The sequence below is a fragment of the Chitinophaga sp. genome (assembly GCF_039596135.1).
GTDB lineage: Bacteria > Bacteroidota > Bacteroidia > Chitinophagales > Chitinophagaceae > Chitinophaga.
Genome location: NZ_JBCNKH010000036.1, coordinates 40,561 through 66,121 on the forward strand (window position 1 = coordinate 40,561; position 25,561 = coordinate 66,121).

The 25,561-nt window shown below is 45.3% G+C and carries 26 protein-coding genes; 15 read left to right on the forward strand and 11 right to left on the reverse strand.

Translation table 11 applies throughout. The features are described 5' to 3' along the window. Window positions 1-25: 25 nt before the first annotated feature. Window positions 26-478 (reverse strand): MarR family transcriptional regulator, encoded by a 453-nt coding sequence (locus ABDW16_RS19890; protein ID WP_343672166.1) that lies wholly within the window; start codon window positions 476-478, stop codon window positions 26-28. A gap of 117 nt (window positions 479-595) precedes the next feature. Between ABDW16_RS19890 and ABDW16_RS19895 the strand changes: the two genes are divergently transcribed. From ABDW16_RS19895 to ABDW16_RS19930, 8 genes are all read left to right on the forward strand, one after another. Beyond that, complete coding sequence (locus ABDW16_RS19895) at window positions 596-1,165, forward strand: YeeE/YedE thiosulfate transporter family protein (protein ID WP_343672168.1); 570 nt, start codon at window positions 596-598, stop codon at window positions 1,163-1,165. Next, the gene (locus tag ABDW16_RS19900; protein ID WP_343672170.1) at window positions 1,162-1,572 is read left to right on the forward strand and encodes a DUF6691 family protein; all 411 of its coding nucleotides are present in this window, start codon (window positions 1,162-1,164) and stop codon (window positions 1,570-1,572) included. Before ABDW16_RS19895 ends, ABDW16_RS19900 begins: the two co-directional genes overlap by 4 nt. Before the next feature lie 382 nt (window positions 1,573-1,954). Continuing rightward, the gene (locus ABDW16_RS19905; RefSeq protein ID WP_343672172.1) at window positions 1,955-2,728 is read left to right on the forward strand and encodes an SDR family oxidoreductase; all 774 of its coding nucleotides are present in this window, start codon (window positions 1,955-1,957) and stop codon (window positions 2,726-2,728) included. Between the two features lie 273 nt (window positions 2,729-3,001). After that, complete coding sequence (locus tag ABDW16_RS19910; protein ID WP_343672174.1) at window positions 3,002-3,808, forward strand: phytanoyl-CoA dioxygenase family protein; 807 nt, start codon at window positions 3,002-3,004, stop codon at window positions 3,806-3,808. 193 nt (window positions 3,809-4,001) lie between these two features. Next, on the forward strand, window positions 4,002-5,849 hold the full coding sequence (locus ABDW16_RS19915; RefSeq protein WP_343672176.1) for a contractile injection system protein, VgrG/Pvc8 family: 1,848 nt from the start codon (window positions 4,002-4,004) through the stop codon (window positions 5,847-5,849). 297 nt (window positions 5,850-6,146) lie between these two features. Continuing rightward, complete coding sequence (locus tag ABDW16_RS19920; RefSeq protein WP_343672177.1) at window positions 6,147-10,349, forward strand: RHS repeat-associated core domain-containing protein; 4,203 nt, start codon at window positions 6,147-6,149, stop codon at window positions 10,347-10,349. An 18-nt stretch (window positions 10,350-10,367) separates the two neighbouring features. Then, window positions 10,368-10,934 (forward strand): hypothetical protein, encoded by a 567-nt coding sequence (locus ABDW16_RS19925; RefSeq protein WP_343672179.1) that lies wholly within the window; start codon window positions 10,368-10,370, stop codon window positions 10,932-10,934. Beyond that, window positions 10,931-11,503, forward strand: coding sequence for a hypothetical protein (locus tag ABDW16_RS19930; RefSeq protein WP_343672180.1), 573 nt, complete (start codon window positions 10,931-10,933; stop codon window positions 11,501-11,503). The genes ABDW16_RS19925 and ABDW16_RS19930 overlap by 4 nt, the downstream gene beginning before the upstream one ends. On the opposite strand, the gene ABDW16_RS19935 is transcribed toward ABDW16_RS19930, so the two are convergent. Continuing rightward, window positions 11,496-11,891, reverse strand: coding sequence for a helix-turn-helix domain-containing protein (locus ABDW16_RS19935; RefSeq protein WP_343672181.1), 396 nt, complete (start codon window positions 11,889-11,891; stop codon window positions 11,496-11,498). The two genes, ABDW16_RS19930 and ABDW16_RS19935, sit on opposite strands and share 8 nt — an antisense overlap. Window positions 11,892-12,222: 331 nt before the next feature. On the opposite strand from ABDW16_RS19935, the gene ABDW16_RS19940 reads away from it, so the two are divergent. Genes ABDW16_RS19940 through ABDW16_RS19950 form a run of 3 tightly spaced genes read left to right on the forward strand, consistent with a single transcriptional unit; the run spans window position 12,223 to window position 13,753 of the window. Next, window positions 12,223-12,795 (forward strand): YceI family protein, encoded by a 573-nt coding sequence (locus ABDW16_RS19940; RefSeq protein ID WP_343672183.1) that lies wholly within the window; start codon window positions 12,223-12,225, stop codon window positions 12,793-12,795. A gap of 14 nt (window positions 12,796-12,809) precedes the next feature. Further along, a complete protein-coding gene (locus ABDW16_RS19945; protein WP_343672184.1) occupies window positions 12,810-13,343 on the forward strand; it encodes a YceI family protein in 534 nt (177 codons plus the stop codon). Window positions 13,344-13,360: 17 nt separating this feature from the next. Then, window positions 13,361-13,753: a hypothetical protein gene (locus ABDW16_RS19950; protein WP_343672185.1), complete on the forward strand. Its 393-nt coding sequence runs from the start codon at window positions 13,361-13,363 to the stop codon at window positions 13,751-13,753. 70 nt (window positions 13,754-13,823) lie between these two features. Here ABDW16_RS19950 and ABDW16_RS19955 read toward each other — a convergent pair whose 3' ends face one another. The 3 genes from ABDW16_RS19955 to ABDW16_RS19965 all read right to left on the reverse strand — a co-directional run bounded on the left by ABDW16_RS19955 (window position 13,824) and on the right by ABDW16_RS19965 (window position 16,066). Then, window positions 13,824-14,258, reverse strand: a complete 435-nt coding sequence (locus ABDW16_RS19955; RefSeq protein WP_343672186.1) for a VOC family protein — start codon at window positions 14,256-14,258, stop codon at window positions 13,824-13,826. Between the two features lie 55 nt (window positions 14,259-14,313). Then, window positions 14,314-15,663, reverse strand: a complete 1,350-nt coding sequence (locus ABDW16_RS19960; RefSeq protein ID WP_343672188.1) for an acyl-CoA dehydrogenase family protein — start codon at window positions 15,661-15,663, stop codon at window positions 14,314-14,316. 142 nt (window positions 15,664-15,805) lie between these two features. Next, window positions 15,806-16,066 (reverse strand): hypothetical protein, encoded by a 261-nt coding sequence (locus tag ABDW16_RS19965; RefSeq protein ID WP_343672189.1) that lies wholly within the window; start codon window positions 16,064-16,066, stop codon window positions 15,806-15,808. 235 nt (window positions 16,067-16,301) lie between these two features. On the opposite strand from ABDW16_RS19965, the gene ABDW16_RS19970 reads away from it, so the two are divergent. After that, the gene (locus tag ABDW16_RS19970; RefSeq protein ID WP_343672191.1) at window positions 16,302-17,636 is read left to right on the forward strand and encodes a HAMP domain-containing sensor histidine kinase; all 1,335 of its coding nucleotides are present in this window, start codon (window positions 16,302-16,304) and stop codon (window positions 17,634-17,636) included. A gap of 30 nt (window positions 17,637-17,666) precedes the next feature. Here the strand turns inward: ABDW16_RS19970 and ABDW16_RS19975 are convergent, their stop codons facing one another. The 6 genes from ABDW16_RS19975 to ABDW16_RS20000 all read right to left on the reverse strand — a co-directional run bounded on the left by ABDW16_RS19975 (window position 17,667) and on the right by ABDW16_RS20000 (window position 22,032). Then, entirely contained in the window at window positions 17,667-17,930 is a 264-nt protein-coding gene (locus ABDW16_RS19975; RefSeq protein ID WP_146971423.1) for a hypothetical protein, read from the reverse strand. A 140-nt stretch (window positions 17,931-18,070) separates the two neighbouring features. Next, the gene (locus ABDW16_RS19980; protein WP_343672194.1) at window positions 18,071-18,616 is read right to left on the reverse strand and encodes a hypothetical protein; all 546 of its coding nucleotides are present in this window, start codon (window positions 18,614-18,616) and stop codon (window positions 18,071-18,073) included. A 48-nt stretch (window positions 18,617-18,664) separates the two neighbouring features. Continuing rightward, window positions 18,665-19,684: a zinc-binding alcohol dehydrogenase family protein gene (locus ABDW16_RS19985; protein WP_343672195.1), complete on the reverse strand. Its 1,020-nt coding sequence runs from the start codon at window positions 19,682-19,684 to the stop codon at window positions 18,665-18,667. Window positions 19,685-19,726: 42 nt separating this feature from the next. Beyond that, window positions 19,727-20,503, reverse strand: coding sequence for an MlaD family protein (locus ABDW16_RS19990; protein ID WP_343672196.1), 777 nt, complete (start codon window positions 20,501-20,503; stop codon window positions 19,727-19,729). 6 nt (window positions 20,504-20,509) lie between these two features. Continuing rightward, complete coding sequence (locus ABDW16_RS19995; RefSeq protein ID WP_343672198.1) at window positions 20,510-21,256, reverse strand: ATP-binding cassette domain-containing protein; 747 nt, start codon at window positions 21,254-21,256, stop codon at window positions 20,510-20,512. A 2-nt stretch (window positions 21,257-21,258) separates the two neighbouring features. After that, complete coding sequence (locus tag ABDW16_RS20000; protein ID WP_343672199.1) at window positions 21,259-22,032, reverse strand: ABC transporter permease; 774 nt, start codon at window positions 22,030-22,032, stop codon at window positions 21,259-21,261. A 195-nt stretch (window positions 22,033-22,227) separates the two neighbouring features. On the opposite strand from ABDW16_RS20000, the gene ABDW16_RS20005 reads away from it, so the two are divergent. The 3 genes from ABDW16_RS20005 (at window position 22,228) to ABDW16_RS20015 (ending at window position 25,553) form a co-directional block, all read left to right on the forward strand. Further along, the gene (locus ABDW16_RS20005) at window positions 22,228-23,781 is read left to right on the forward strand and encodes a TPM domain-containing protein (RefSeq protein ID WP_343672200.1); all 1,554 of its coding nucleotides are present in this window, start codon (window positions 22,228-22,230) and stop codon (window positions 23,779-23,781) included. A gap of 61 nt (window positions 23,782-23,842) precedes the next feature. After that, window positions 23,843-24,772, forward strand: coding sequence for an acyl-CoA desaturase (locus tag ABDW16_RS20010; RefSeq protein WP_343672201.1), 930 nt, complete (start codon window positions 23,843-23,845; stop codon window positions 24,770-24,772). Between the two features lie 127 nt (window positions 24,773-24,899). Continuing rightward, complete coding sequence (locus tag ABDW16_RS20015; RefSeq protein ID WP_343672202.1) at window positions 24,900-25,553, forward strand: FadR/GntR family transcriptional regulator; 654 nt, start codon at window positions 24,900-24,902, stop codon at window positions 25,551-25,553. Window positions 25,554-25,561 lie beyond the last annotated feature (8 nt).

A 25,561-nucleotide genomic window follows, 5' to 3' on the forward strand; every position in this document is an offset into this window, starting at 1 on the left:
AGCGCGAAGATACGTTTTTCTGCCCCTATCTCCGCACCTTATCCAGCAAATCGCTCAGCTGCGCAGCTTCTTCAGCATTTAATCTCTCTGCAATGTCATTATAGAAATTATCCATTGGCACGTCTACTTCATCCAGCAGTTTCAAACCTTTGGCTGTAATGTTGATGTCCATCTTTCGCCTGTTGTGCGGGCACAATCGACGCTGTACATACTCCAGCTTTTCCAGTTTGTCGAGTAACCGGGTCACATCGCTCGCCTTGTCCAGCATCACGTCTTTGATGCTACCTGCAGATACAGGTTCCGGGTGGCGGCCACGGATAATGCGTAAAGCATTGTAATGCTGGGGAAGCAGCCCATAGCATTTCAGGTTGGCTCCGAGTGAATCTCTCAGCCAGTTACCCGTATAAAGGAGGTTCACAACCATCTTGTGGTGATCATCCTTAAACTTGCGCTGATTAATTGCTTGTTCAATTCTCATGTCCCAAAGATAAGGAAAATGCGTGTTGCAACATATTAGGAGTATTCCATTCTATTAACATTATGTGGATATTTATGGTTGATTATATTTGTATATACATCCTCCAACCATAAAAATATGCTGATAAAACTGATCTCTTCGCCATGGCCCTGGTACGTAGCGGGCCCTATAATAGGTCTCACGGTACCCTTGTTGTTATTGCTGGGCAATCGCTCTTTTGGTATTTCTTCCAGCCTCCGTCATATTTGCGCCGCATGTTTTCCGGCAAAGATTCCTTTTTTCACTTATGAGTGGAAGAAGGAAATCTGGAATTTGTTCTTTGCGGCGGGCATTGTGATCGGGGGATTTATAGCTGCGCACTGGCTAACCGATCCTTCTCCGGTGCAGATCAGTCCAAAGCTGGAAAGCGCTTTAGGTGAATTTGGCATCACCGACCACAACGACCTGTTACCCAGCCAATTATTTAACTGGCCAGCACTATTGACGATCAGGGGTTTTATCCTCATTATTGTGGGTGGATTCCTGGTTGGATTTGGAACAAGGTATGCCGGCGGGTGTACTTCGGGCCATTCAATCATGGGGTTATCAACTTTGCAATGGCCATCTTTGGTCGCTACCTGTTGTTTTATGGCGGGTGGTTTTATTATGTCAAACCTGGTTTTACCTTTTATATTGAACTTATCATGAAGAACATAAAATATACATTCGCCGGGATGCTTTTTGGCATTGTGCTGGTGAAATCGCAGGTATTGTCCTGGTTTAGAATACAGGAAATGTTTCATTTACAGTCGTTTCATATGTATGGGGTGATTGGGTCGGCGGTAGTTACAGGTCTTATTTCCGTAACCATCATTAAGAAGTTCAAAATCAGAACGTTCGGTGGTGAGGAGATTACCATTCCCAAGAAGCCTTTTTCGAAGGGAAATATCTATGGCGGGTTATTGTTTGGGTTTGGCTGGGCATTGACGGGGGCATGTCCGGGGCCGTTATTTGCCCAGGTGGGGGCAGGATTTACAGTGATGGCGGTAGCGTTGCTAAGTGCAATATTGGGGACATGGGTATATGGGGCGGTGCGGGAGAAGTTGCCACATTAGTTAGTTAATAGAAGGTTAATCGTCTTTACTTATATGAGTACTAGTTCCTTAAATCGAATGCAATTTTGTTAATTTTTAGTTAACGAGTGTTATTTCATGACGTTTACCAGATAAAATATATCCTTTACCAAAATTGATTAGGCGGCACCGGTGTGTCGTATATCTTTGGTTCAGGTTTTTCATAGGATATGGTTAAAAAATTAAGGGCGGTATTCTTACCGCCCTTCTCATTTCCTACAGTCTTCATTTTCAGTGATTTTTACATTTCTCTTACAGTAAAAAATTAAATTCCTTCATTATCGCTTCCATAAATAACTTATTTTTGTATTTTGTTCTCAGCTGTTCCTGTATTCCTTGAGCACAACGGCTAACCAGTTTTATTATGAATTATGCACTAATTACAGGCGCAAGCAAGGGGATTGGACGTTCCATAGCCACCGTATTGGCTGAAAAAAAATATAACCTGATTCTTGTAGCCAGATCCGCCAGTGAGTTGCAGCTGGTAGCCTCGGAGTTAACGACCAGATACGGAGTAAAGGTTGACTACCTTGCGCTGGATCTTTCTGCGCCAACGGCACCCGGAGAATTGTTTGAATGGGTTCAGAAAAACCAGTACAACATTTCCATCCTGATTAACAATGCAGGGTATGCGGTATGGGGTGAGTTCGACAAAACGGTATTAGAAGACCAGAACAGGATGTTGCAGGTAAACATGCAAACACCGATGGCGCTGTGTCATCATTTTCTGCCTATGCTGTTGCAGCAACCTGCTGCTTACATTATGAACGTGGCCAGTACCGCTGCTTACCAGGCAGTACCAACACTCAGTACCTACGCTGCTACCAAAGCTTTCATGCTATTATTCACCCGGGGTCTGCGGGCAGATCTGATGGGTACGAATGTATCGGTAACTGCCTTATCGCCCGGACCGGTGAATACCAACTTCATTGACAGGGCCGGCATGCAGGCCATCAAAGCCACTGCAGAGAAGTATGGTATGACGCCTGATGAAGTGGCACGGATAGCCGTAAAAGGTATGTTTGCAAAGAAATCGGAGTTGATTCCCGGGGCGCTGAATGCAGCCACAGCATTTTTCACCCGATTGGTTCCCAAGGCGATGGTTGAAAAAATTGCTGGTAATCTATATAAAAAATAAGTAAATTCATCCCTCATTAGGGGTGCATTTTATTATTTTGATATACGATAAAATACAATTACCTTTACCCTACAAACTTAGTAGACTAAAAAGATGCGTTACAGATTACTATCAATAAAAATACTGCAGCTAACCTGCTTGTCGCAAAGTAAATGGTGTCCGTATTGTTGAGAACAAAGACCTATTTACCCTGTACTGACAGGGATTTACAAAAATTAATTTATTTTCAATAATTCGTGATCAATCACCAATCATCTATAAATTTACCACATCATGTCTACGGCTTATACTACGTTTACACTAGGTGATACGCTAACCGAAGAACAAAGAGCATTTTTTGACGAGCATGGATATATCCACTTTTCCAGGTTCTTTACTCCTGAGCAAGTTCAGGAGATCATCAAAGCATCTGAAGAAGTACAGCAGAAATGGATCGCTGAAAAAAGAGAGAAAGTAAATGGAGTTCCCATCAAGTATGGTAAAGACTTGGATGGCAACCCAATTGTGCAACGCTTTGCATTCATCAACCAGCACGCACCTGTATTGGCCGACGTTCTGAAAGACAAACGTTTCGATGCGCTTTTAAGCCTGATTGGTCCTGGTGCCCGCCTGGGTATCAACGAAAAAGACGGGATGGTGTTTAACCACTACGTAAATGGACCAGAAAGCAAGTTCACCAAAATGGGCTGGCATACAGACGGTCTGCGTGACATCTTTATGGGTGGTAAACTGAACCCGATGCTCAATGTAGGTTTACACCTGAGCACTTTGAAAGTTGAGAACGGTGGCCTGAGAATCATTCCGGGTACACACAAACAGAGCAGGCTAAGCATGCTGTTCAAGAAGAAATACTTCATTGACCATGCGCCTGACAAGAATGAGATCGCTATCACACCTACTGCCGGTGACTTAACCGTACATGACGGCCGCCTCTGGCACCGTGTGGCGCTGAGCTCCGTAATAGGTGAAGAAAGCCGCAGAAGAGTGATCTATGTACCTATCATTGCCGGGAAATATGCTCCCAAAAATGAAAACAGTCCTACCCAGTTCTATCAGCGCTTTGCTGGTATCGTAAAGTAAGGGCCAGGACCAAAATAGGGATATGCGAACATTTTCTTCAAAGTTTTGAGGCAGGAATTCTATTATCTTTTTTCATAAATATTAAAAAGCCTTCGGATTAGATATCCGAAGGCTTTTTTTCTTATTTTCGTATTAACCATATTTTGTAACCTGTTTACCCGTATGCCCCATTCTTTGAAGAAAAACCCATATTATGGCACTCAATACTGCAACCTCATTTTCTATTGCCGGCAATCAGTTCTACACCTTTCAGTCTATAGAATTAAGGCAATACATAAATGGCCACCACGAATTTGAAATATACGTTAGCTACGACTGGTTTGAGAAACTGGGAGGCGGTATCTCCGGCGCCTCGTCCAAATTCCTGGGAGAAGAGATTGAAATCAATGTTGCTCCTGCCGAACAGCTCCCCGGGGTGCAAAACCTGATCTTTAAAGGAATTGTGATGCAGATCGCCACTGGCAAACAGGGTGACGGCACTCATGGTAATTGCATCATCAGGGGCCAAAGCCCCAGTATCCTGCTGGAAGATGATTACCACACTGCTTCGTTTGAAAACAAGTCGCTCCCGGATATTATTGCCGCCACTACCCAAAGTTACCCTCCTAACCTGCTGCGTACCAGCATTAACCCCGACACCAAAGAATCACTGAAATACATTGTTCAATACAAAGAAACCTCCTATGCCTTCATTAAAAGGCTTGCGGAAAGATATGGGGAATGGTTTTTCTACGACGGACAGCAACAGATATTTGGGAAGTTCAGTCCAAAGACGACAGTATTGACACACCAGGTGGATCTGCTGGAATTTAATATCGAAGTATCGGTGGTACCGAACAATGCTAAGTTCAACGGGTATGATTACAGGCAGGACAGTGTAGTGGAAGACACTACGAACTCCAAAGCAGCGGGTAAAATGAATTCCTATACGCAGCATGCGAGCGATGTGAGTGCTAAATTATATAATAAAGAGGGATTGTTTAAAATGAACTACCCGTTTACCAGTAGTGCCAGGGCACAGCTGGATAAACTAACGACCCTGCAAAAGAAAAGCAGGGTTTCGAAGATGGTGCAGTTGAAAGGGAGTAGTACGAATCCTTCTTTCAGAATCGGAGATACTGTGAGTATTAAGGATTCCGCGTATGCACAGGAACAGCATCATGGTGAGTTTATGATTACAAGTGTGAAACATTATTGTGGCGCGAACGGAAGTTATTACAATGTGTTTGAAGGATTGCCTGCGGATGTGGCAGCGCCACATGTGGATTATACCAATATTCCTTATTGTGAGCCACAATCGGCTACTGTGACGGACAATAATGATCCGAAAGGATTGGGACGTGTGCGGGTGAGATTCCGTTGGATGCAGTCGGGACAGACGCCATGGATCAGGGTGGTTTCTGCTTCGGGTGGCGGTGATAAAGGAATGTTTATTATGCCGGAGGTGGGTGAAGAAGTGATTACGGAGTTTGAGGGTGGAAATGCGGAGCAGCCTTTTGTGCTAGGTGCCACTTACAATGGGAAAGCAAAGAGTAGCTATGGGAATGCGGGGAATGATATGAAAGCCCTGAAGACCCGGAGTGGGAATACGATTTTGCTGAATGATGCAGCCGGGAGCGTGACGGTGACGGATAAGAACGGGAGTTCGATGGCGATGGATGGTGCGGGGAATATTACGATTAATAGCCAGACCCTGGTTACAGTAAAAACTGATGATCATATTATAGTGGATGCGCCAAATAAGATTGAGTTCTTATCGAAGGAGATTCATTTGAAAGGAAGTGAGTTGGTGGTGATTGGTGAAGGAGCGGCGCAGGTAAAGGTAGATAATAAGGGGAATAAGATTACATCGGCGGCGGATAAGATTACGCATAATGCGGTGACGCTGCATGAGACGATTAGTAGTGCGAATATCAGGATGCAGAGTGAGGTGTATAATGTGAATAGTGGGACGAGTATTGGGATGGCGAGTAAGTCGGTGTTGGTGAATGGTGAGGCGGATACGGGGATTATTGGTGGGACGCTGAAGTTGAATTGTTGAGGGTAAATGGCCTGCGGCAGCAAGGAAGAGGGCTTTTTTTATGGCTGACGCCGGGTGGTAAGAGCTTCTTTGCAGTGGGATGGAAAGGGTGCCATTTGGCTTTTTAGGCTGACGCCGGGTGGTAAGGGCTTCTTTGCAGTGGAATGGAAAGGGTGCCGTTGTTTTTTTTTATAGCTGGCGCCGGGTGGTAAGGGCTTCTTTGCAGCGGATGGAAATGGTGCCATTTGGCTTTTTTAGGCTGACGCCGGGTGGTAGGGTTGGTACAACTCTCTAATTGTCTTATTAAAACAGAAACTTATGCTCATCAGCAATAAACACTTTGTTCCCGTCATCGGACTTGATATTCACATTGTTATTCTTTTTGGATTCCCCATCCCCCTCCCCCATCCATACATTGGTTTTGTAGTGGACCCCATGGATTACATTCCATTTCTCGGCGCCTCCACCAAAGTCAACCATGTACCAAGGGGAGTGAGTGATACCAGTGGTATCATCATCATTTTCATTCACTTTCCCATGGGTGGCCCCTGGCTCCTGGCCCCCCTCATCGGCCATGACTCTGTGAACTTCTATGGCGCTAAAAACACCCTTGCCGAAGGCAGAATGCTAAGTCCCACCGGTCATATGCTCATGACCTGCAACGATATTGGTCTGCCCCTCTCCATGAAACCCGGCAAGAAAATGATCCCTAAACCCAGCATGTACCTGCCTACTTCTTTTTCGATCCCGCTCTCTTTTGGAAAACCCGTGCTGGTAGGTGGGCCCTATGTACCTGATTGGGCAGGAGTGCTCATGAACCTTATTATGTCGTATGGCTTCGGAGCCTTGCTAAAGGGCATTGGCAAACTTGGGAAAAAAATGACGACCAAATTTAACCATGCCCTGAAAGGGAAACTGGGTAGTAATAAACTAAGCAAGTTCCTGTGTAAACATGGTTTTGAACCTGTAGACCTGGTACAGGGCATCGTGATTTCTGAAGGACTTGACTTTGAAATGCCCGGTCCTATCCCACTGGTATGGGAGCGCACGTGGAATAGTGATAGCCAGCATAATGGGATAGCAGGACATGGTAATCACCTCCGTTACGATATGCGGGTACAGGAGTTTCCATCTGACAATGCTACGGTGGTACTACTCGGAGATGGCCGCAGTGCAGTGTTTGATGCCCTGCCCTACAGCGGTGACAAAGAATATAACAGGCACGAAAAATTGCTGCTCACCCGTACAGATGCAGATGAATATGTACTGTACGATTATGAAGACAAGCTCTTTTATACGTTTAAAAAGATCCGCGATTTTGATGAACAATATAGACTGTTCGCCATTCACAACAGGATGAATTTCCTGGTGACCCTGCATTATAACCAGAAAGGTCATTTATTGCGCATCACGGATAGCGTGGGCAGACAACTACATATTAAGAATGACTTCGAAGGCCGTATTACCAGCGTAACCGCACATCACCGCGGACAGGAAAAACTGCTGGTATCTTATGCATATAATGAGGAAGGAGACCTGGTTTCCATTGCAGATGCATTGGGACAGGCCACCCATATCTCTTATAAGCATCACCTGATGGTGTCCAAAACAGACCGTACCGGACAAACCTTTTATTGGGAATATGATAAGCAGGGACGTTGTATTCATACCTGGGGCGATGGCGGTTTGCTGGAAGGTTTTATTGCATACCACCCACAGGATGGTTATAACCTGGTGACCAATTCCCTGGGGCAAACTACCACTTATTATTATTCCCCCGACTTTGTGATTAACCAGGTAAAGGACCCTATGGGCAATTCCACCTTTATCAACTATACCGAAGACTTTGAAATCTACCAGGAGATAGACGAAGAAGGCACTGTAGCCGGATACACCTACGATGATATGGGAAATGTGGCAAGTGTGGTACAACCGGATGGCAGCAGTTATTCATTCCTGTATAACGCCGACGGGAATATGATTCTGGGAATGGATGCCGAAGGCAATAGCAGTACTTATACCTATTACCCTGAGAATGGGCTGTTGCATACCAACACCCGCCCTGATGGCAGTATACAGATTATGCGGTACAATGCGCAATTGCAGCTGGCAAGTGTGGAAGATACAGATGATAATGCCACTACGATGGAGTATGATGAGGACCAGAACCTTGTGCGGATGATCCTGCCGGATGGCGGTGTGGCTACATGGACGTATGATGTATGGGGACAATGTACCAGCACGAGCAATCCTGCACAGCAGGTACAGCGATTCAGGTACGATGCGCTGGGACGTATTACAGAAATAGAAACACCGGATGGGAATCTTATCAGAATGGAATATGATGCATACTTCCAGGTACTGAGGGCAGTCGATAAGCACCATGATGTGAAGTTCTCATATACCCCGCTGGGTAACCTGCGTAGCCGGGAAGAGAACGGGGCAAAAGTTAATTACATCTATGATACGGAGTGCAGGTTACGTACCATTATCAATGAAAAAGGGGAATCTCACCAGTTCGTACGCAATGCACGGGGGGAAAGTATCCGGGAGACAGGGTTTGACGGCATCAGTCATAGTTTTGTACGGGATGCTACCGGTAAGGTGATCAGGGTAAACAGACCTGGCAACAGGCATACATTGTATGAATATGATTATAATGGCATGCTGGTGCGTGCTGAACATAGTGATGGCAACTGGTCTTCCTTTGCATACAACCGGAACGGGCAGATGATAGAAGCGATCAATGAGAATGGAACGGTGAGTTTCAGGCGGGATACGATGGGAAGAGTGATAGAAGAGCGGCAAAACGGACATGTGGTGAGTACACGGTATGATGATAATGGACGCAGGGTACAGTTGCAGACGTCATTAGGTGCAAAGGTGAATTTGTTGCGTAACCGCATGGGAGATATTACGGGAATGCGGGCTATTGTTGAGCAGATGCGGGGAAGTATGCCAACTTCTGCCGGTGATGTAGGAAGCATTGCAAACGGCTTACCACCTGCTGACCCATGGACCCTGCAGGTACAATATGACCAGCTGGGCATGGAGACAGATCGCCAGCTACCCGGCGGCATCACCAGCAGCTGGACTTATGACAAAGCAGGCATGCCGGCTTCTCAGACAATCAATAGTAATAGCCGTACGATACGTAAAACCTATTATCGCTGGGATGCCAATCAGCGGCTACGTGAAATGGTGAATGCCCTGAACAACAGCAGTGTGAAGTTCGCACACGATGATTTTGGCAACCTCGCATGGGCACAATATGAAGATGGGCATTTTGATTACAGACAACCAGATAAGGTAGGCAACCTGTTTAGATCCGCCGCACAAAATGACCGTAAATATGCTCCCGGCGGACAATTGCGGGAAACACCAGATGCGCGGTTTGAGTACGATGCCGAAGGATTTATGATCAAAAAGATCACGGCGGACCTGCAGGTATGGGAATATGAATGGACAGGCAGAGGTACTTTACAACAGGTAACCAGGCCGGATGGCAGAACTGTTCGTTTTGAATACGATGCATTAGGCAGAAGGACTGCTAAGATATTTAAAGGCCGGATCACCCGATGGGTATGGGATGGCAGGAACCCGGTGCATGAATGGACCTACGCCATGGATGAGCGCCCGCAGATCCGGATCGATGATATGGGCAACATTACGCAGCCGGAAGAACCCGTGCCGGCAGAGACTTTGATCACCTGGGTATTTGAAGGAGATTCCAGTATACCAGTGGCGAAGATTGAGAATGGTAAACAATATTCTATCCTTTCTGATTATCTCGGCGTACCTTTTGCTGCATACGACGACACTGGCGGGGAACGATGGTCCTGCGAATTGGATATTTATGGAAAGGTTCGTAAGTTAGCAGGGAGTAAGGGTTTCATCCCCTTCCGCTACCAGGGCCAGTATGAAGATGTAGAGACGGGATTATATTATAACCGTTTCCGTTATTACAGTCCGGACGAAGGGATGTACATTAGTAAAGACCCGATTGGACTGGATGGCGGTAGCAGGTTGTATAGTTTTGTGAATGACCCGACAAGCCTGTTCGATCTGCTCGGGTTGCATCCCATCTTTGATGATGAGCTGGCGGAAAAAGCAAGACAGGCACATAACCTGCTGAAGCGAAATATAGAAGGAAAGCCGGAGATTGGGTTTAACCAGTCCACGGTGTCTATTGGGGAAGGTACGCTACCTAGTGGGGAGAAACAATTGTTTGCTTCGGGGAATGGGGCTTCATTGACACCGGCACAGCGAGCCAAATTGATAGAACTGGGGGTACCACCAGAGAATATTTACAGTGGTGTGGCTTATAAGAAAAAACCGATACCTAAGACGAAGGTAAAGTCTGTAAGGAAAGCTTACAACCTGGAAAACCACGCAGAGAGAGTGATAATCAGAAATGCACCGGAAGGAACTAAGTTTACAAGGTGGGGCATTTCGTGGGCAAAGTACCAAAGAAATGAGCCGTGTAAGAATTGTAAACCACATGTGGAATGTGCATCGTAAAACAAGTAATCAACATAAATGGCACTACCTTATTCAGCGTACAAAAAGAAAATTCAACCAGAGCTGGCAAAACTTTCACCTGAGCAATTGCTCTTTGTTGGTACATGGATAGCAGATTACCTGGACAGAAATTATGGTCCTTACCTGGATGGCGATGGGCATGCAAGAGAACATGAAGTATTGCAGGATGCGATTGGATTTTTGTGGAATGGTGTGGATGATCCGGCAAAATTGACGGAAGCGGATGTGAAGAAGCAATTAAAACATGTGAGGAATATTGATATTGATGACCTGGATTTTGCCAAGCCCAAAGACTGTGGAATGCTGAAGTTAATGGAGGCGGTAGAAAGTACGCTTAGTTATGCAAAGGAAAAGAAACTGGATTATATACTCACTACCGCGTGGTTTCCGATGGATGTACTGAATGCGGTGAAGGATAGTGAGTTTGTGATGAAGGAGACGCCGCCGAAGTATAAGCTGGATGATCCGTTTTTTGCGGAGGAGCTGGGCGCGCAGACGAAGCTGATTGCACAGTTGCAGGAAGGGAAAAATCTCACCAGTACCGATAAAAATATTTTTCGATGATAGATCAACTGACCTTTTCTTCTTTTGATAAGGCGCTAAAGGAAAACTTCTCGAATTTGCCATTTGAACAATGCCTGTTCTTTGGTACATGGAATGCAGAGTACCTGTATAAAAAATACAGCAGTCACCTGCTGGAGCTGGAAGATGAAGAAGGCTATGAAATTGTCACAGAAGCCCTTGCCTACCTATGGGATGTTGTAGACCAAACTGTCAATATTGAAGAAGAGGAAGTAGACAGCCACATCCTGCGCCTGCATGATATCGATATTGACCAACTGGACCTGGACGAAGCCAAAGGCACAGGGGTCATGAAACTGATGGAATGCCTGGAAAGTGCGTTGGTATATATAGAGGAAAAGAATTTCGAATTTATAGCAGCCTGCGCATACTTCCCGCTGGATGTAGCAGATGTGATTATGACGAATGAATTGGGATTGGATACCAATGATCCCAATAAGCATATTCAACACCCTTTAATGCAGGCGGAGTTTGAGGCCGAGTTCAAAATGATGGAGTACTTACAAACTGGTGCAACCGTGAGTAGTAAGGATAAAAGTCTTTTCAGGTAGCTGATATTTTTTTCTTCTCCTTTTCCTCCTCGTACCGCTTCCTGTTATCCAGGATAGTTTCCAGGTGCGCCTGCCCCCAGTCCATCAGGTTCTTAATGGGAGGAATAAGGCTTTTTCCCAGTTCAGTGAGCTCATACTCTACTCTCGGGGGTATTTCAGGGTAAAACGCCCTGGATATCAATCCATCCGCCTCCAGAGAACGAAGTGTGACGGTTAGCATTTTCTGTGAAATATCTCCAATACTTGTCGCGATCTCGCTGAACCGCATCCGTCCTTTGTGAGACAGCAATTCCACTACCAGGATGGACCATTTATCGCCAAACCGATCCAGCACATGGCGTATCGGGCAAAAGGTTGGTATAAATTTCCCAGAATTATTTTCAATCATAATACACTGATTTTCAATATTGGTTACCGTTTGGTAAGTTGGGCGCCGGCAGGTGCCTTCTTTGTTAGAAGTTACACACTATTTACCTTTGGCTCTCCAAAAGAGAGTGACTCTCTATTTCTAAGTAAAAGTAGAATAAATTATCAAATAAATAACAATAAGGTTTAGGGTAACCAGTGCGCAAAAGGCCACCACAGGGGATTTATATTAAAATATATGTTGAAACACATTTTATTTAAAAAAGTATATATCTTCGGTCCTGAATTGAGGAGAACAGACAGAACAAGAAATTCAATTAAATACAAAAGCAATCTAAAAACACCAGTTTAACATGAAAAAAATCTCAATCGTTGCATCAGCACTGTTATTATCTGCAACTGCATTCGCTCAAAACACCTGGACTGTAGACAAAGCGCACAGCAGACTGGGTTATGGCATTACCCACCTGGGTATCTCTGAAAGCGAAGGTAATTTCAAATCTTACGAAGCTAAGATCACCGCTACTAAAGCAGATTTCTCTGACGCGGTAATCGAAGTAACTGCAGACGTTAACAGCATCAACACTGACAACGAAATGCGTGACAAGCACGTAAAAAGTGCAGATTTCCTGGATGCTGAGAAATTCGGTACCCTCACTTTCAAGAGCACTTCTATCAAGAAAGCAAGCGGCAAGACTTTCAAAGTAACCGGCGACCTGACCCTGCACGGTGTAACTAAACCAGTAACCCTGGACCTGACTATCAACGGTACTACTACTAACCCTATGAGCAAAAAAGAAGAAGTAGGTGTAAAAGTAACCGGTACTTTCAAACGTACTGATTTCGGTATTGGTGCTTCTATGCCAGCCCAGATGCTGAGCGACGAAGTTGTACTGAAAGCTAACGGCGAATTCGTAAAAGAATAGGTTAAACAACGGCAATGAAAAGATTATTAATATTTTCAGGAACACTGCTGCTGGCAGCAGCAGTGTTTGCCTTTAATATCGTATCTCCCTTGTGGAAAATCACTGACAAGTACAATGTTGCATTCAGTAGCAATGAAGTAGGTGGTATCTTCAAGAGCTTTAAAGGCACAATTAATTTTGACGAGGCGAATCTGGCAGTTTCTAACTTTGACGTAACTGTAGATGTGGCTTCTATCCAGACGGGCAATGCACTGCAGAACAAGCATGCAAAGAGCGATGAGTGGTTTGATGCAGCAAAATATCCTGTCATTCACTATGTATCTAAAAAAATCGTGAAAGCGGGTGCGGGTTACCAGGTAACCGGTGACCTGGAGATTCATGGTGTGAAGAAGGAATTTACCATTCCTTTCAGCTTCGTGAGAAAAGGAAATACAGCGACCTTCAATGGTACCTTTAATGTGAACAGGAACGATTTCCATATTGGTAAACCAGGTGGGGATGTGGCTGATGTAATTAAAGTACAGCTGGCTGTGCCTGTTACGAAGTAATTTTTTAAATTGAACTTATGCTGAAGAAATTATTAATATTAGCGGTAGTTTCAGGTGTGCTGGCCGCAGTGGCGTGTTTGGTATATCAAAAGGTGTATGCGGAGTCACTGGGCGATGGGTTTAAGAATATCGTTTCGCTGCAAAAGATATTTGCTGCCTGTATAGGAGCGAATGTAGTGGCGGCAATCGGGTACTTTATACTCAGTAAGGTGCTGAAAGGGTATACAGAGGCGGTATTCAATATTTTGTTTGCCGTGGTAACGATTGCGACCATTGTATATCCGATTGGCTATAAGCTGCCACTGGATGTAGAGATGCCGGAATTGTTTCCTGGATTGGCGATTCCAATGCACTTTTTCCCAGTTTTGGGATGGATGACGTTGAAGCCGTTATTTGCTAAGAACATATAATCTTTTTGAGGCTGTCTCAAAAGAGGCAGCCTCTTTGGTTGGGTGCACCAGCGAAAGGAAACTGTTAACCTTACCCGTTATAACCGGGGTCAAACTCTATAATCCATTCAATACCATATTTATCCCTGAACATTCCGGCATAGGTACCCCATGGACTGTCGCCAATGGGTCCTTCCACCTCTCCGCCTGCTGATAATCCATTAAATATTTTATCTGCTTCTTCACGGCTTTCGGCATTCACGTATATTTTAGACCGGTTTTCATTTTCGCTTACCTGCCCCATAAATCCGGGAACATCGTTGGCTATTAACACATTGTTTTTGCCAAGCGGCAAGCCGATGTACATTATTTTATTTGCCTCATCTTCGGCTACCTGAAACTCCGGGCCTGATAAGTCTTTAAAACGGGTGATTTTTGTAAACTCGCCGCCAAAAACTGATTTGTAAAAAGTGAATGCTTCTTCGGCATTGCCATTGAAGTTGATCCAGGGATTAATTGCTCTCATGAGTTTTATTTTTAGTTTATTTTGTTTTAATTAATGCTGCGATGAGAGGGCCTTTTTAAACGAATGCACTAAAACCAGTGATGGCCCGGCCTACTATCAATGAATTAATTTCCTTTGTTCCCTCATAAGAATAAATAGCCTCCGCATCTGCCACAAAGCGGGCTACATTGTATTCCAACAGGATTCCGTTCCCGCCCATTACTTCTCTTGCCCTGCTCACAACATCCCGTGTACGAAGCGAACAGAATACTTTCGCGATGGATGCATGTTCATCATCCAGCAACCCCTGGTCCTGCAACTGGGATAATCTGAATGTCATTGTCTGCATGGCCGTCAGGTTAGAGAGCATTTCTACCAGGTGGTTTTGTATTAACTGGAAGCTGGCAATCGGTTTGCCAAATTGCTTCCGCTGGCGGGTGTAGGTCAGGGCATTTTCGTAGGCTCCCCGGGCGCAGCCCACGGCTAACCAGGCCACCCCTGCCCTTGTCATTCGCAATACTTTGGCTGTATCTTTAAAAGAATTTGCATCGGCCAGACGATCACTTTCTGCTACCTCACAGTCCTGCAGGGTGATGATTCCATTCTGTACTATGCGAAGGGCCATCTTATCATGCATTTTCTCTACACTAAACCCGGGCGTACCTTTGCGTAAAAGGAAACCTTTCACCTGGTTATCATCCACATCCCTTGCCCATATGACCAGCACATCAGCAAAGGTGGCATTGCCAATCCATTTCTTCTGACCATTCAGGATCCATTTATCTCCTTGTCTTTTTGCGGTGGCAGTCAGCCCACCAGCCGCACCGGAACCGACTTCAGGTTCAGTGAGCCCAAAGGCGCCGATAATTTTTAATTGCTCCATGCCGGGAAGCCATTCTTTTTTCTGGGCGTCAGAGCCCAGGGTATGAATGGAACCCATAGCCAGACCATTCTGTACACCAAAGAAGGTAGCAATGGAGCAGTCTACCCGCGCCATCTCCATAGCAATGATACCTTCCATCACGAAGGAATAATCTCCCCTGACGGTGCCACCACAAATATTTAACTCAGCGAGTTTGGGAATAATCTCAAAGGGGAATTCAGCTTTGAACCAATACTCATTTACAATGGGCTGAATTTCCGTTTCCATAAAATGGCGGACTTTCAGTTGTAGTGCGCGCTCTTCGTCTGTGAGCATGGCGGCAAGGTCATAGAAGTCGCCGTTTACCGGGGGCAGTTCTTTCTTGTGTGCACCACTGCTGGTGAGCATTTTCATCAATCCGGCCAGCTGCTGGTCATTCATCCTGCCTACTGCGGCCATTACTTTTGGCAGGTCCACTTTTTCGGCAATATGACCGAGCTGTTCGAAATCAATACTTTTGAGTAAGTGGAATGCCTGTCTGATAGTGGAAAATTTAACTGCCATATGGGGACGTTTTTTATAAATATAAGAAAATCCTCAGCTAGCTTTCGAAAGCCGGCTGAGGATACATTTATCCGCATGAGCGAATACCTTAATCTTGTAGCAGTTTCAGGATTTACCTGGCCTCATAAGTGGATGCAATACATCAGACAATTGAAAATAACAACCTGGCTGGTACCTCCGTTGCCAGTTTAATGTACTTAAATTGTTCATTTACCAATTCTTCAATTTTCTTTTTTCCAAACATACTGTAAGGAAATCGTAATGTAATCTTGAATTTAATAGCAGGTTCATCGTCCTGCAACCGGTACCCAAATCGAATGTCTTTAATCTTTTCCTTACCTACCACATTGGTCAGATACTGGACAATTTCTGCAGGATGCTCCAGAGTAGTGAGTTGTTCCATGGATGGTTAAAAGTTTAGGGCGTAAAACCACGCCTGTTTTTTCAATAAATACGCACTCTAAGCTTCAAAGGGGGGGATTAGGACTGGATATTGGGTATAACGGAAACAATGAATCGATTTAATCAACAAAACCGGTAAATTTGCATGCTATGCGCAACGACCTGATTTTAAAAAGACGCGTTGAAGGAAAAGTTGCATGATACCTTGTCAAGGAATTTACCTCGTCCAAATTTAGATGAAAATATACTTATTTACTGCGATCGAACAGCCCTTTAAGAAAGACTTTTATCAGCAGATCAGGTCTCAGAATATGCGGGTGACCGGCATTACGGCCACGATTGTATTGTTTACTACCCTCATTACTCATATTCTTACGCTGACGTTGCCTGCAAGACATGCTTTGCCCGAAGGGCAGGAAGATAACCTGATTGTTATCCAGCGGTTTTTGCTCTTAAGTTCGGCAGTGATTGCTACAGTTATCTATCTGATCCGTAGAAATCTGCCCTTATCACAGCAAAATCGATACCATTTTCTTGTAATCCTATTTGCCCTGTGTTTTATAGGTGGTTGTATGGGGCTCACATTTGTGTCGCAACACAATCCTAAAAACACGATGACTATGATGCTGATAGGTTTCCTGGTCATAGCCATGGTACAGGTATTTTCATTCAGGCAGCTTTTAGTTATTGGCCTGATAACGGGGCTTACGTTTTCCCTCTTTTTCCATCTTTTCCAGGTGGACCCGGTGCAGCTGGTGGGCAATATGGTTATATTCTGGCTGATGATGTGTGCATTTCTTGTGGTTTCCAGGTTATTATATTCTTACCATGCCAATTATTTTATCAAGATCAAAACTATTGAGCAAAAGAATGAGGAAATAGCGGCAGCCAATAAACTGAAAACGGAAATTTTGGGGATAGTAGCACACGATCTGCGGAGCCCCATTTCGGGAATTCGTTCTGTATTGCACCTGATGCAGGAATATCCTTTTACCCCGGAGCAGGAGGTTAAATACCTGGCATGGATCAGGGAAGCCTGTAGTACGGCAGACCAGATCATTGAGGAACTGCTCACGGCTGCGCGGCAGTCAGAAGGCGACAAACTACAAACCAATTATATTTCCCTGAATGACTGGCTCATAAATGTGCGCGACAACTGGCAACAACAAGCCAGGTACCAACAGCGGTTATTGCTGGAGCTGCCTCAGGGAGAAATAAAGGCACATATTCATACCGGTAAGCTGCAGCGGGTGGTGGATAATCTGCTGCACAATGCGTTGAAGTTTACACCTGATGGCGGGGATATTACCCTGGGCATGAGACCGCATCGTGGCGGAGTGCGGATCACTGTGGCTGATACAGGTATAGGTATCCCGGAGGAGATGTTACCGAATATATTCGACCGGTTTACTTCAGCCCGGCGGAAGGGGCTTCATCATGAACCTTCCACCGGTCTGGGGCTGCATATCTGTAAGCAGCTGGTGCAGCAGCACGGTGGGAATATCTACGTTTCATCACAAGAGAACAAAGGTACTGTCTTTAACATCGACCTGCCTTATACCTTGTTGTAAACAGCTGATAAGGTAATGTACCTGTAAACATCATGGGTAAGATGTGGCGCCGTTTCCACGGTCTTCCACATGTACCACCTCCAAAATGCGGGTAGCAATTGCGTTAACCAGTTGTGGGTCTGCTGCGTAATCCGGGTTTGGTTGTAGATCTCCGTTTACCTGCAATAAATAATCGATGGAATGCTCTTCGTCCAGCACAGCCTTGTAGTGCTCGATACCTCTTGATTCATGCGGCTGTACAACTACAATGTAGTTGCTGCCTTTCAGGTCAAAGTCTAAGGTGAAATCTTTCATATGGCATCACTTTTAAATGCAATACGCAAAATTGTCCATACAGCGTAATAGGTGATAGTTGTAGATTGCCTGCTGCTTCTTTTGCGTAACATAAATATAACAAAATTAAGGCCACGCAGTTGCATAAATTCTGTAGCAGGTTAGTCTTCTTTTCCGCCTTTTTCTCCTGTGAACCAATGTTCTTTTTGTTTGAAGAGAACATTGAAGGTAGTAAGTGACCCGTATATGCGGGTAATGTATTGTTGCATGTTGACTTTGTCTTCGTCAGAGAGCTGCTTGTGGCTATTGATTTGCTGCTCGAGCACGCGGAGACGGTCCCTGACCATCACGATTTTATGAAAGAATACTTCTATGGGTAGTTCTTTTGGTTTCAACGAAACATCTTTGGGTTGAAGGAGGATATTGCCCCCCTCCCATTTGTCTCCGAGAGGAACTATTTCTGTAGGTTCCCCCCAGAGGCGCAGGATTTTTAGGAGCGCAATTTCGACCGCAGACGTTGTTTCGATTTCGATAGTCTGGTTTTCGATGTGGAGGATTTCGAAGAGGGGATCCGTTTTGTCAACTTCGATAACACCCTGGTCCATGAAGGTGACTACGTATTGCGCATATTTGACACCGATGATGACACCGGGGCCATATTTGGCGTGTTGTACCCTCGAACCTTTGCCGGCGGTTAATTCTTCCATGCTGTTTTTTTGTTACAAGATATTGAAAAAGTGGAAGTTATTCGCTTGTCATTCCAGTTCGACCATGGCTTTGATCACACCTGTCTTTGGATCTAACCAGCTATTGAACTCATCTTTGACCGCATCGAATGGTACGCGGTGCGTAATATAAGTTACCGGATCCACTTCCCCATTCTTCATATTCTTCACCACATGTTCAAAATCTTCCCTGGTAGCATTCCTGCTACTCATCAAGGTAGCTTCTCTTTTATGAAACTCCGGATGGCTCACACTGAGTTCTCCTTTCTGCAAACCTACCAGTACATAGCGGGCGCCATGTGCCATATACTGAAAGCCGTTATTGATGGCTTTCTGACTACCAGTAGCATCAATCACAACGGTGGGCATATCACCATTGGTTATTTCCTGCAATACGGTCATTGCATCTTCGGTACCCGGATTAATTGTATGAGCGACCTTTAATTTGTCTTTGCAGAACCGGAGGCGTCCTGCATTGATATCCATGGCGATGACTTTGCCGCCGGCGATACGGGCAAACTCCATGATACCCAGGCCGATGGGGCCTGCGCCGATTACCAAAACAAATTCACCGGGCGTAACACCGGCACGGCGTACCCCGTGAGCACCAATGGCCAGCGGTTCGACCAGGGCAAGGGCTTCCATGCTCAGACCTTCGCCATGTATTAAGGAAGAAGAAGGTACAGAGAGGTATTCTGCCATACCGCCATCGATGTGTACACCACATACCTGTATACGGGTACAACAGTTTGGCTTGCCACTACGACAGGCGATGCAGGTGCCACAATTAAAATAAGGAATGAAAGTAACGGCTTCGCCAATGGTAAAACCAGGGGCATTGTCGGCTGCTACCAGTTCGCCAGCCAGTTCATGACCAAGAACCCGGGGATAAGCAAAATAGGGTTGGGTGCCTTCGAAGGCATGAAGGTCTGTACCACAGATCCCAATACGTTTGATTTTTATAATTGAATGGCCGGCAGTCAATACCGGCATTTCTTTTTGCCCATAATCAAACTGGCCGGGCGTGGAACAGGTAAGTACTTTAATCATAGGGTGTAAAATAAAACAAAAAAACCTGCTTTTAAAAGCAGGTTATCCTTCTTTAGGAAGATTTACCGTAGTGCTGTCTTTTTGTTTTTTCCTGGCTTTCTTTTTCTCTTGTTCCTGTGCCTCCTTAGCAGCCTTTTCTTTCTTCCTAAAATAACCTCTCAATAAAAAATTATGCTTCAATGCCTCCATATTTTCACTAAAACCTTCTGATCCTTTATGCACTGCCTTCATCGTTTTCCTGGCCTCGTTGACTGTACCTTCCAGGTCATTCGCCATACTATCGCTATATAATAACCGGCCTATGCTACCCTTTCCCTGGTTTACCTGCCGGGCAATAGCTGCCAGCTGACCAGTGATCTCCTCTGCATTGTAAGCCACCCCCGATAGTCTGTCCAGTACTTTATCAAACTGCATCGGATCCACGGCATGAATGGACTCACCATCTTTGACAGGCTCGTTAGAAGCATTACCCGAACTAATTGCCACCAGTTTATCGCCCATCAATCCCTCGGAGCTGATGCTCGCTACCGCACCTTTTTTAATAAACGGCTGTACCTTTTTCTGCACTACCAAAGTGACCCTGGCGGTAGAGTCTGAAAGAATATCGATATTGTTTACAGTGCCCACGTTGATGCCCACAAACCGGATATTATTCCCCACCTGCAATCCGCCAACGTTTTTGAATGTACTGTACAATGTAATTGTACGCCTAAACATATTCTTGTTCCTGCCAATAAGGAAAATTCCTATCAGCAACAACAGGATGGTGACCGATGTAAATATGCCCACCTTCACTTTCTGAGACGTTTTGTCGTGCATACCCTATTATTTGAAAAAGTTATGAATGAGTTCATTATCCGACTTTGTCAGTTCATCGTACGTGCCCGTGGCTATAAATTTCCCGTCATTCATTACCGCAATCCTGTCTGCTGTGATCCGGGCACAAGGAATATCGTGCGTGATAATGATGGACGAAGTATCGTACTTTTCCTGCAGGGCTACGATCAGCTCACTGATTTCCCTGGCAGTGATCGGATCCAGTCCGGTAGTAGGCTCGTCGTACAGCATGATCTGTGGACGAAGGATCAATGTTCTGGCCAATCCTACTCTTTTGCGCATGCCGCCTGACAGGTCGGCCGGATACTTGTCGATCGCATCTTTCAATCCTACACTATCCAGTGCATCTTCTACCCTTTTGGTAAGCTCCTGTTTATCCTTAATCTGCAGCACACGGGTGAGGGGAAATTCCAGGTTTTCTCTCACCGTCATAGAGTCGTACAAAGCACTGCTCTGAAAGAGAAAACCTATTTTTGTCCTGATATCTTTCAATTCATCTTCATTTAAGGCAGGAATCTCCTTGCCTAATACTTCCAGTTTGCCTGCATCCGGTTCCATTAATCCTGCAATACATTGTATGGTCACTGACTTACCCTGTCCTGAACGGCCCAGTACTACTATGTTTTCGCCTTTGTGCAGTTCGAGGTTAATGTCTTTCAGCACCTCATTTTCACCGAAAGATTTCTTTAGGTGTTCAATGCGAATCACTATTTCAGCTGTCATTGCCTGTTCCATAATTAATAATATAACAGGTTCGTGATCTGTACCGCAACCGCATCCAGCAGTATGATCCACAGGGAAGCTGTGACCACCGCTGAATTAGCGGCCAGACCTACGCTTTCTGTGCCTCTGCTGGCATGATACCCTTTGTAACAACCTACAAAACCAATGGCAAACCCGAAGAAAAAGGTCTTGATCACAGCCGGTATCAGGTCACTAAATTCCAGTGCAGCAAAGGCCTTGCGGAAGAAAAGTGTACCGCTCACATGTTCCTGGGTATTGACACCCAGCCACCCACCTACAAATGCCAGGGCATCGGCCATGACAGTGAGTAGCGGCACCATCAACGTACAAGCCAGAATGCGGGTCACTACCAGGTATTGAATGGGGTTAGCACTGGATACCTCCATGGCATCGATCTGTTCCGTCACTTTCATGCTTCCCAGCTCCGCACCTATACTGGATGCAATCTTGCCTGTACATATCAGGGCAATGATCATGGGTCCTATTTCACGTACGATGGAGATCGCGACCATACCCGGTACAAAGCTTTCTGCACCAAACTGTTTCATGGTAGGCTGGGTTTGCAGGGTGAGCACAAATCCGATGACAAAACCGGATATTGCCACCAGGGAAACAGACCTGACGCCTACAACATAACATTGATGGAGAAATTCGTTCCATTCGAAACCGTCCCGGAAAATGTTCCGGCCAAACTGGGCGGCAAAAGAGACCTGCTCTCCCACAGCGGCCATATATCTGTTTAAGGATGAAGTAATTGCACTAGCCATATTCATTCGCATTGGTGAACGATGCTTTCTGATGATGCTGCTGATAGAAATAGATGTAATTTCATGCCACCCTGTTTTTAATCATAAATAAGTTGGCAAATGGGTATTATTTTACACAATCTCAGTGGATCAAGGGGGGAATGGCCACTGCCAAGCAGGGTGATCATTTAGAATTTTTATATTTTTGGGACAATCATGAGAAACAGAAAATGTCAGCTTTTCATTTTTTTGCTCCTGTTATTGGTACAATGTACTTCTAAGAAGCACAACTATGCGGAAGAAATCCCTGATCCTATGAAACAGGGTGGGTATGTGAGCAATCCGGATCACATTATTTCAGAGAATACCACAGCAGCGCTGAATGACCTCCTGGGCAAACTGGATCAGGCAGGCAGGGCACAGATTGCCGTGGTAATACTGAACAGTATCGGCAACCAGGTGGTGGAAGATGTATCACACAATATTTTTAATACCTGGAAACCGGGTAATAAGGAAACGAATAATGGCCTGGTTGTACTGCTGGTAAAAGACCAGCACAAGATCCGGTTTGAAACCGGGTATGGACTGGAAGGCGATCTGCCGGATGTGATTTGTTTCCGTATACAGCAGGCGGTAATGCTGCCTTATTTTAAAAAGGACGATTATGATGCGGGGATGGTGAAAGGGTTGCAGGCAGTGGCTGAGGTGCTGACTAACCCGGAGGGCGCCGTGAAAGTGGCTGATAATGGAGAGGTAACGGTGGATAGTACGGCTGCGGATTCGGCTCGCGCAGCAGCCACAGATCCTGCTTTGGCAACTGTTGCTGCCGATAGTGCAGTAGCGGAATTGCAGCCAGACCCCAACTATTTAATGGTAGACAACAGTATTTCCCGGCCGGGCGTAGGCACTATCTTCTTCTATTTCTTCTACATCATTTTCAGCGTCATCGCCCTGGGTGTACTAAAAGGAGAAAAACACAAGGGAGACCTGTACAGAACTACTTGGCTGGCCAGATGCTTTGTTCTGTTTGTACCCGGTATCGTAATGCTGGTACTGTGCTTTGCATTGAATATCCCGTATAGTTTCTGGATCACCCTGGGCCTTTGCTACCTCACCTGGACCCTCTACCTTGCTTACAGGTATTCCATAACGAATGCAAGAGAAAAGAAACTGGAATATGCCGACAGGCATGCCCGTTACGAGGCATTGAATATAGCGCATAAGAACCTGTTATTCACTGCTTTTATATTCCCTATCCCCTTCCTGGCTTACTACCGCTGGCACGAACAGCGCATGAAAAAGCTGCGTTACGAGCCTTATGATTGCGACACCTGTTCACAGCCAATGACCCTGCTGAATAAAAATAAAAAGAAGCCTTTTATGAATAAGGTTCAGGCTGCAGAAGAGAAAGTTGGCTCAGTCATTTACGATGTATGGTATTGTAAGCACTGTAATACCCACAAGACTATCGGGTACGACAGTATTTATACCAAAGTAATGACCTGCCCTAAATGTAATAACAAAACCTTTGAGGCAACACGTACCCAAACCATCAAAAGGGCGACAGAATATTCAACCGGTGAAGGGGTAAAATTCTTTGAGTGCAGGTACTGTAATTTTATCGAGAAAAAGACTTTTGTAATACCTAAAAAATCTGCTTCCAGTTCCTCCTCATTCTCCTCGGGGTCATCCGGGTCCTCTTCTTCCTCATCTGGTGGAAGCTGGGGTGGTGGCTCATCTGGTGGTGGTGGTTCCACCAGCAGCTGGTAAAATGACCGTTTACTGATTTTCGTCATTGATATATATCAGGATAAAAAGATACTTTTGTGCTATGAATTCTGAAAAACAACTGAGGAAGGGCCCGAACTGGTGGCATCAATTCGACTTTTTAGGCATGCATTTGTTGCCTTTTCTGGCTTTTTTCACGCATGTAACTGCTTTCGACTGGATATTATGCGCATTTTTATATGTAACCAGGATGTTCTTTGTAACAGGCGGTTACCATCGTTATTTCTCACATCGTACGTTTAAAACTTCCCGCTGGTTCCAGTTTGTGCTGGCAGGCGGTGCACAGAGTACCTTTCAGAAAGGGGTGTTATGGTGGGGTGCAAATCACAGAATCCACCACAAACACAGCGATACGCCAGAGGATCCACACTCAGCTAATATATATGGGTTTTGGTATGCACATATGGGATGGATCATGGGGCCTGAGTACAAACCAACCCGTTTTGACCTGATTAAAGATTTTAAACAACCTGAGCTTTTCTGGCTGAATAAATACCACTGGGTACCAGGTCTGGTACTGATGACGGTGAGTTATTTTCTGGGAAACAAGGTAAATGGTACTGGCTGGTTCGACTGGCATGCTGGTCTTTCTACCCTGTGGATTGGTTTCTTCCTGAGCACCATCCTTGTATACCACGGTACCTTTACGATCAACTCCCTGATGCACAAAGTGGGTAAACCAAGGTATAAGACCGGCGATTATTCCAAGAATAGTGTGATCCTGGCACTTGTGACCCTGGGTGAAGGATGGCATAACAACCACCACTACTACCAGAGTGCTACCAGACAAGGTTTTTACTGGTGGGAAATTGATATTACCTACTACATTATAAGAACTTTGGGTGTATTTGGTATAGTTTGGGACATTAGGGGTGTACCTGAGAAAGTTAAGAATTCTAATTTTCTGAAGGAAAAAGGTAAGCAGCTGGAACCTAGTTTTCCGGCGAATGATGCAGTTGAAGTGAATAAATAAGCTACTTTATTATAGTAAGAACTCCCGTCCTTTTTAAGGCGGGGGTTTTTTTATGCCCTTTAGTAATTAAACATCTGATGTTTAGTCAAAACATCCTACCTTTGTAAAACATCAGACGTTTAAAAAGATGGCAAACGCGATTAAACTGGCAGATAAGGTCATCTACCAATTACAACAGGACATTTCGCTGGGGAAATATAAACCCGGTGAACTCATTCCCCCCGAACCAGTGTTAATGGAGCTCTTCCAGGTAGGCCGTTCCACCATCAGGGAGGCGATAAAAACCCTTTCCAATGCCGGGATCTTACGGGTACAACAAGGGGCCGGCACTTTTGTGTGCAGCACTGAAAATAACGAACCGCTGGACAAGCGCCTCCGCCGTGCCGCCAGACTGGAGGTAAACCAGGTAAGGTCGCTACTGGAAATTGAAATAGCGAGACTGGCCGCCCAATTCCGGGATGACCAGGATATTATCCATATCAACGCTGCCCTGGAAGACAGGTGGCAGGCTATTCAATCAGATAATTACGAGGCCGCTGCCGACGCCGACATCCGGTTTCATAAATCGATCGCCCAGGCTTCTCATAACAGTGTACTCGCTGACCTGTATCAAACATTCACAGCTGTAATCCGGGAATCATTTTCACAAAGAGATAAACCCCATGTACTACAGTTTCAACAGACTCACCAGCTACATGCCAGCCTGCTGCACGCCATTACACAGCAGGACGCCACTGCTGCGGCTAAAGTAGTTACACAAATCCTGGAAACGAACTTCTAAACTTATTG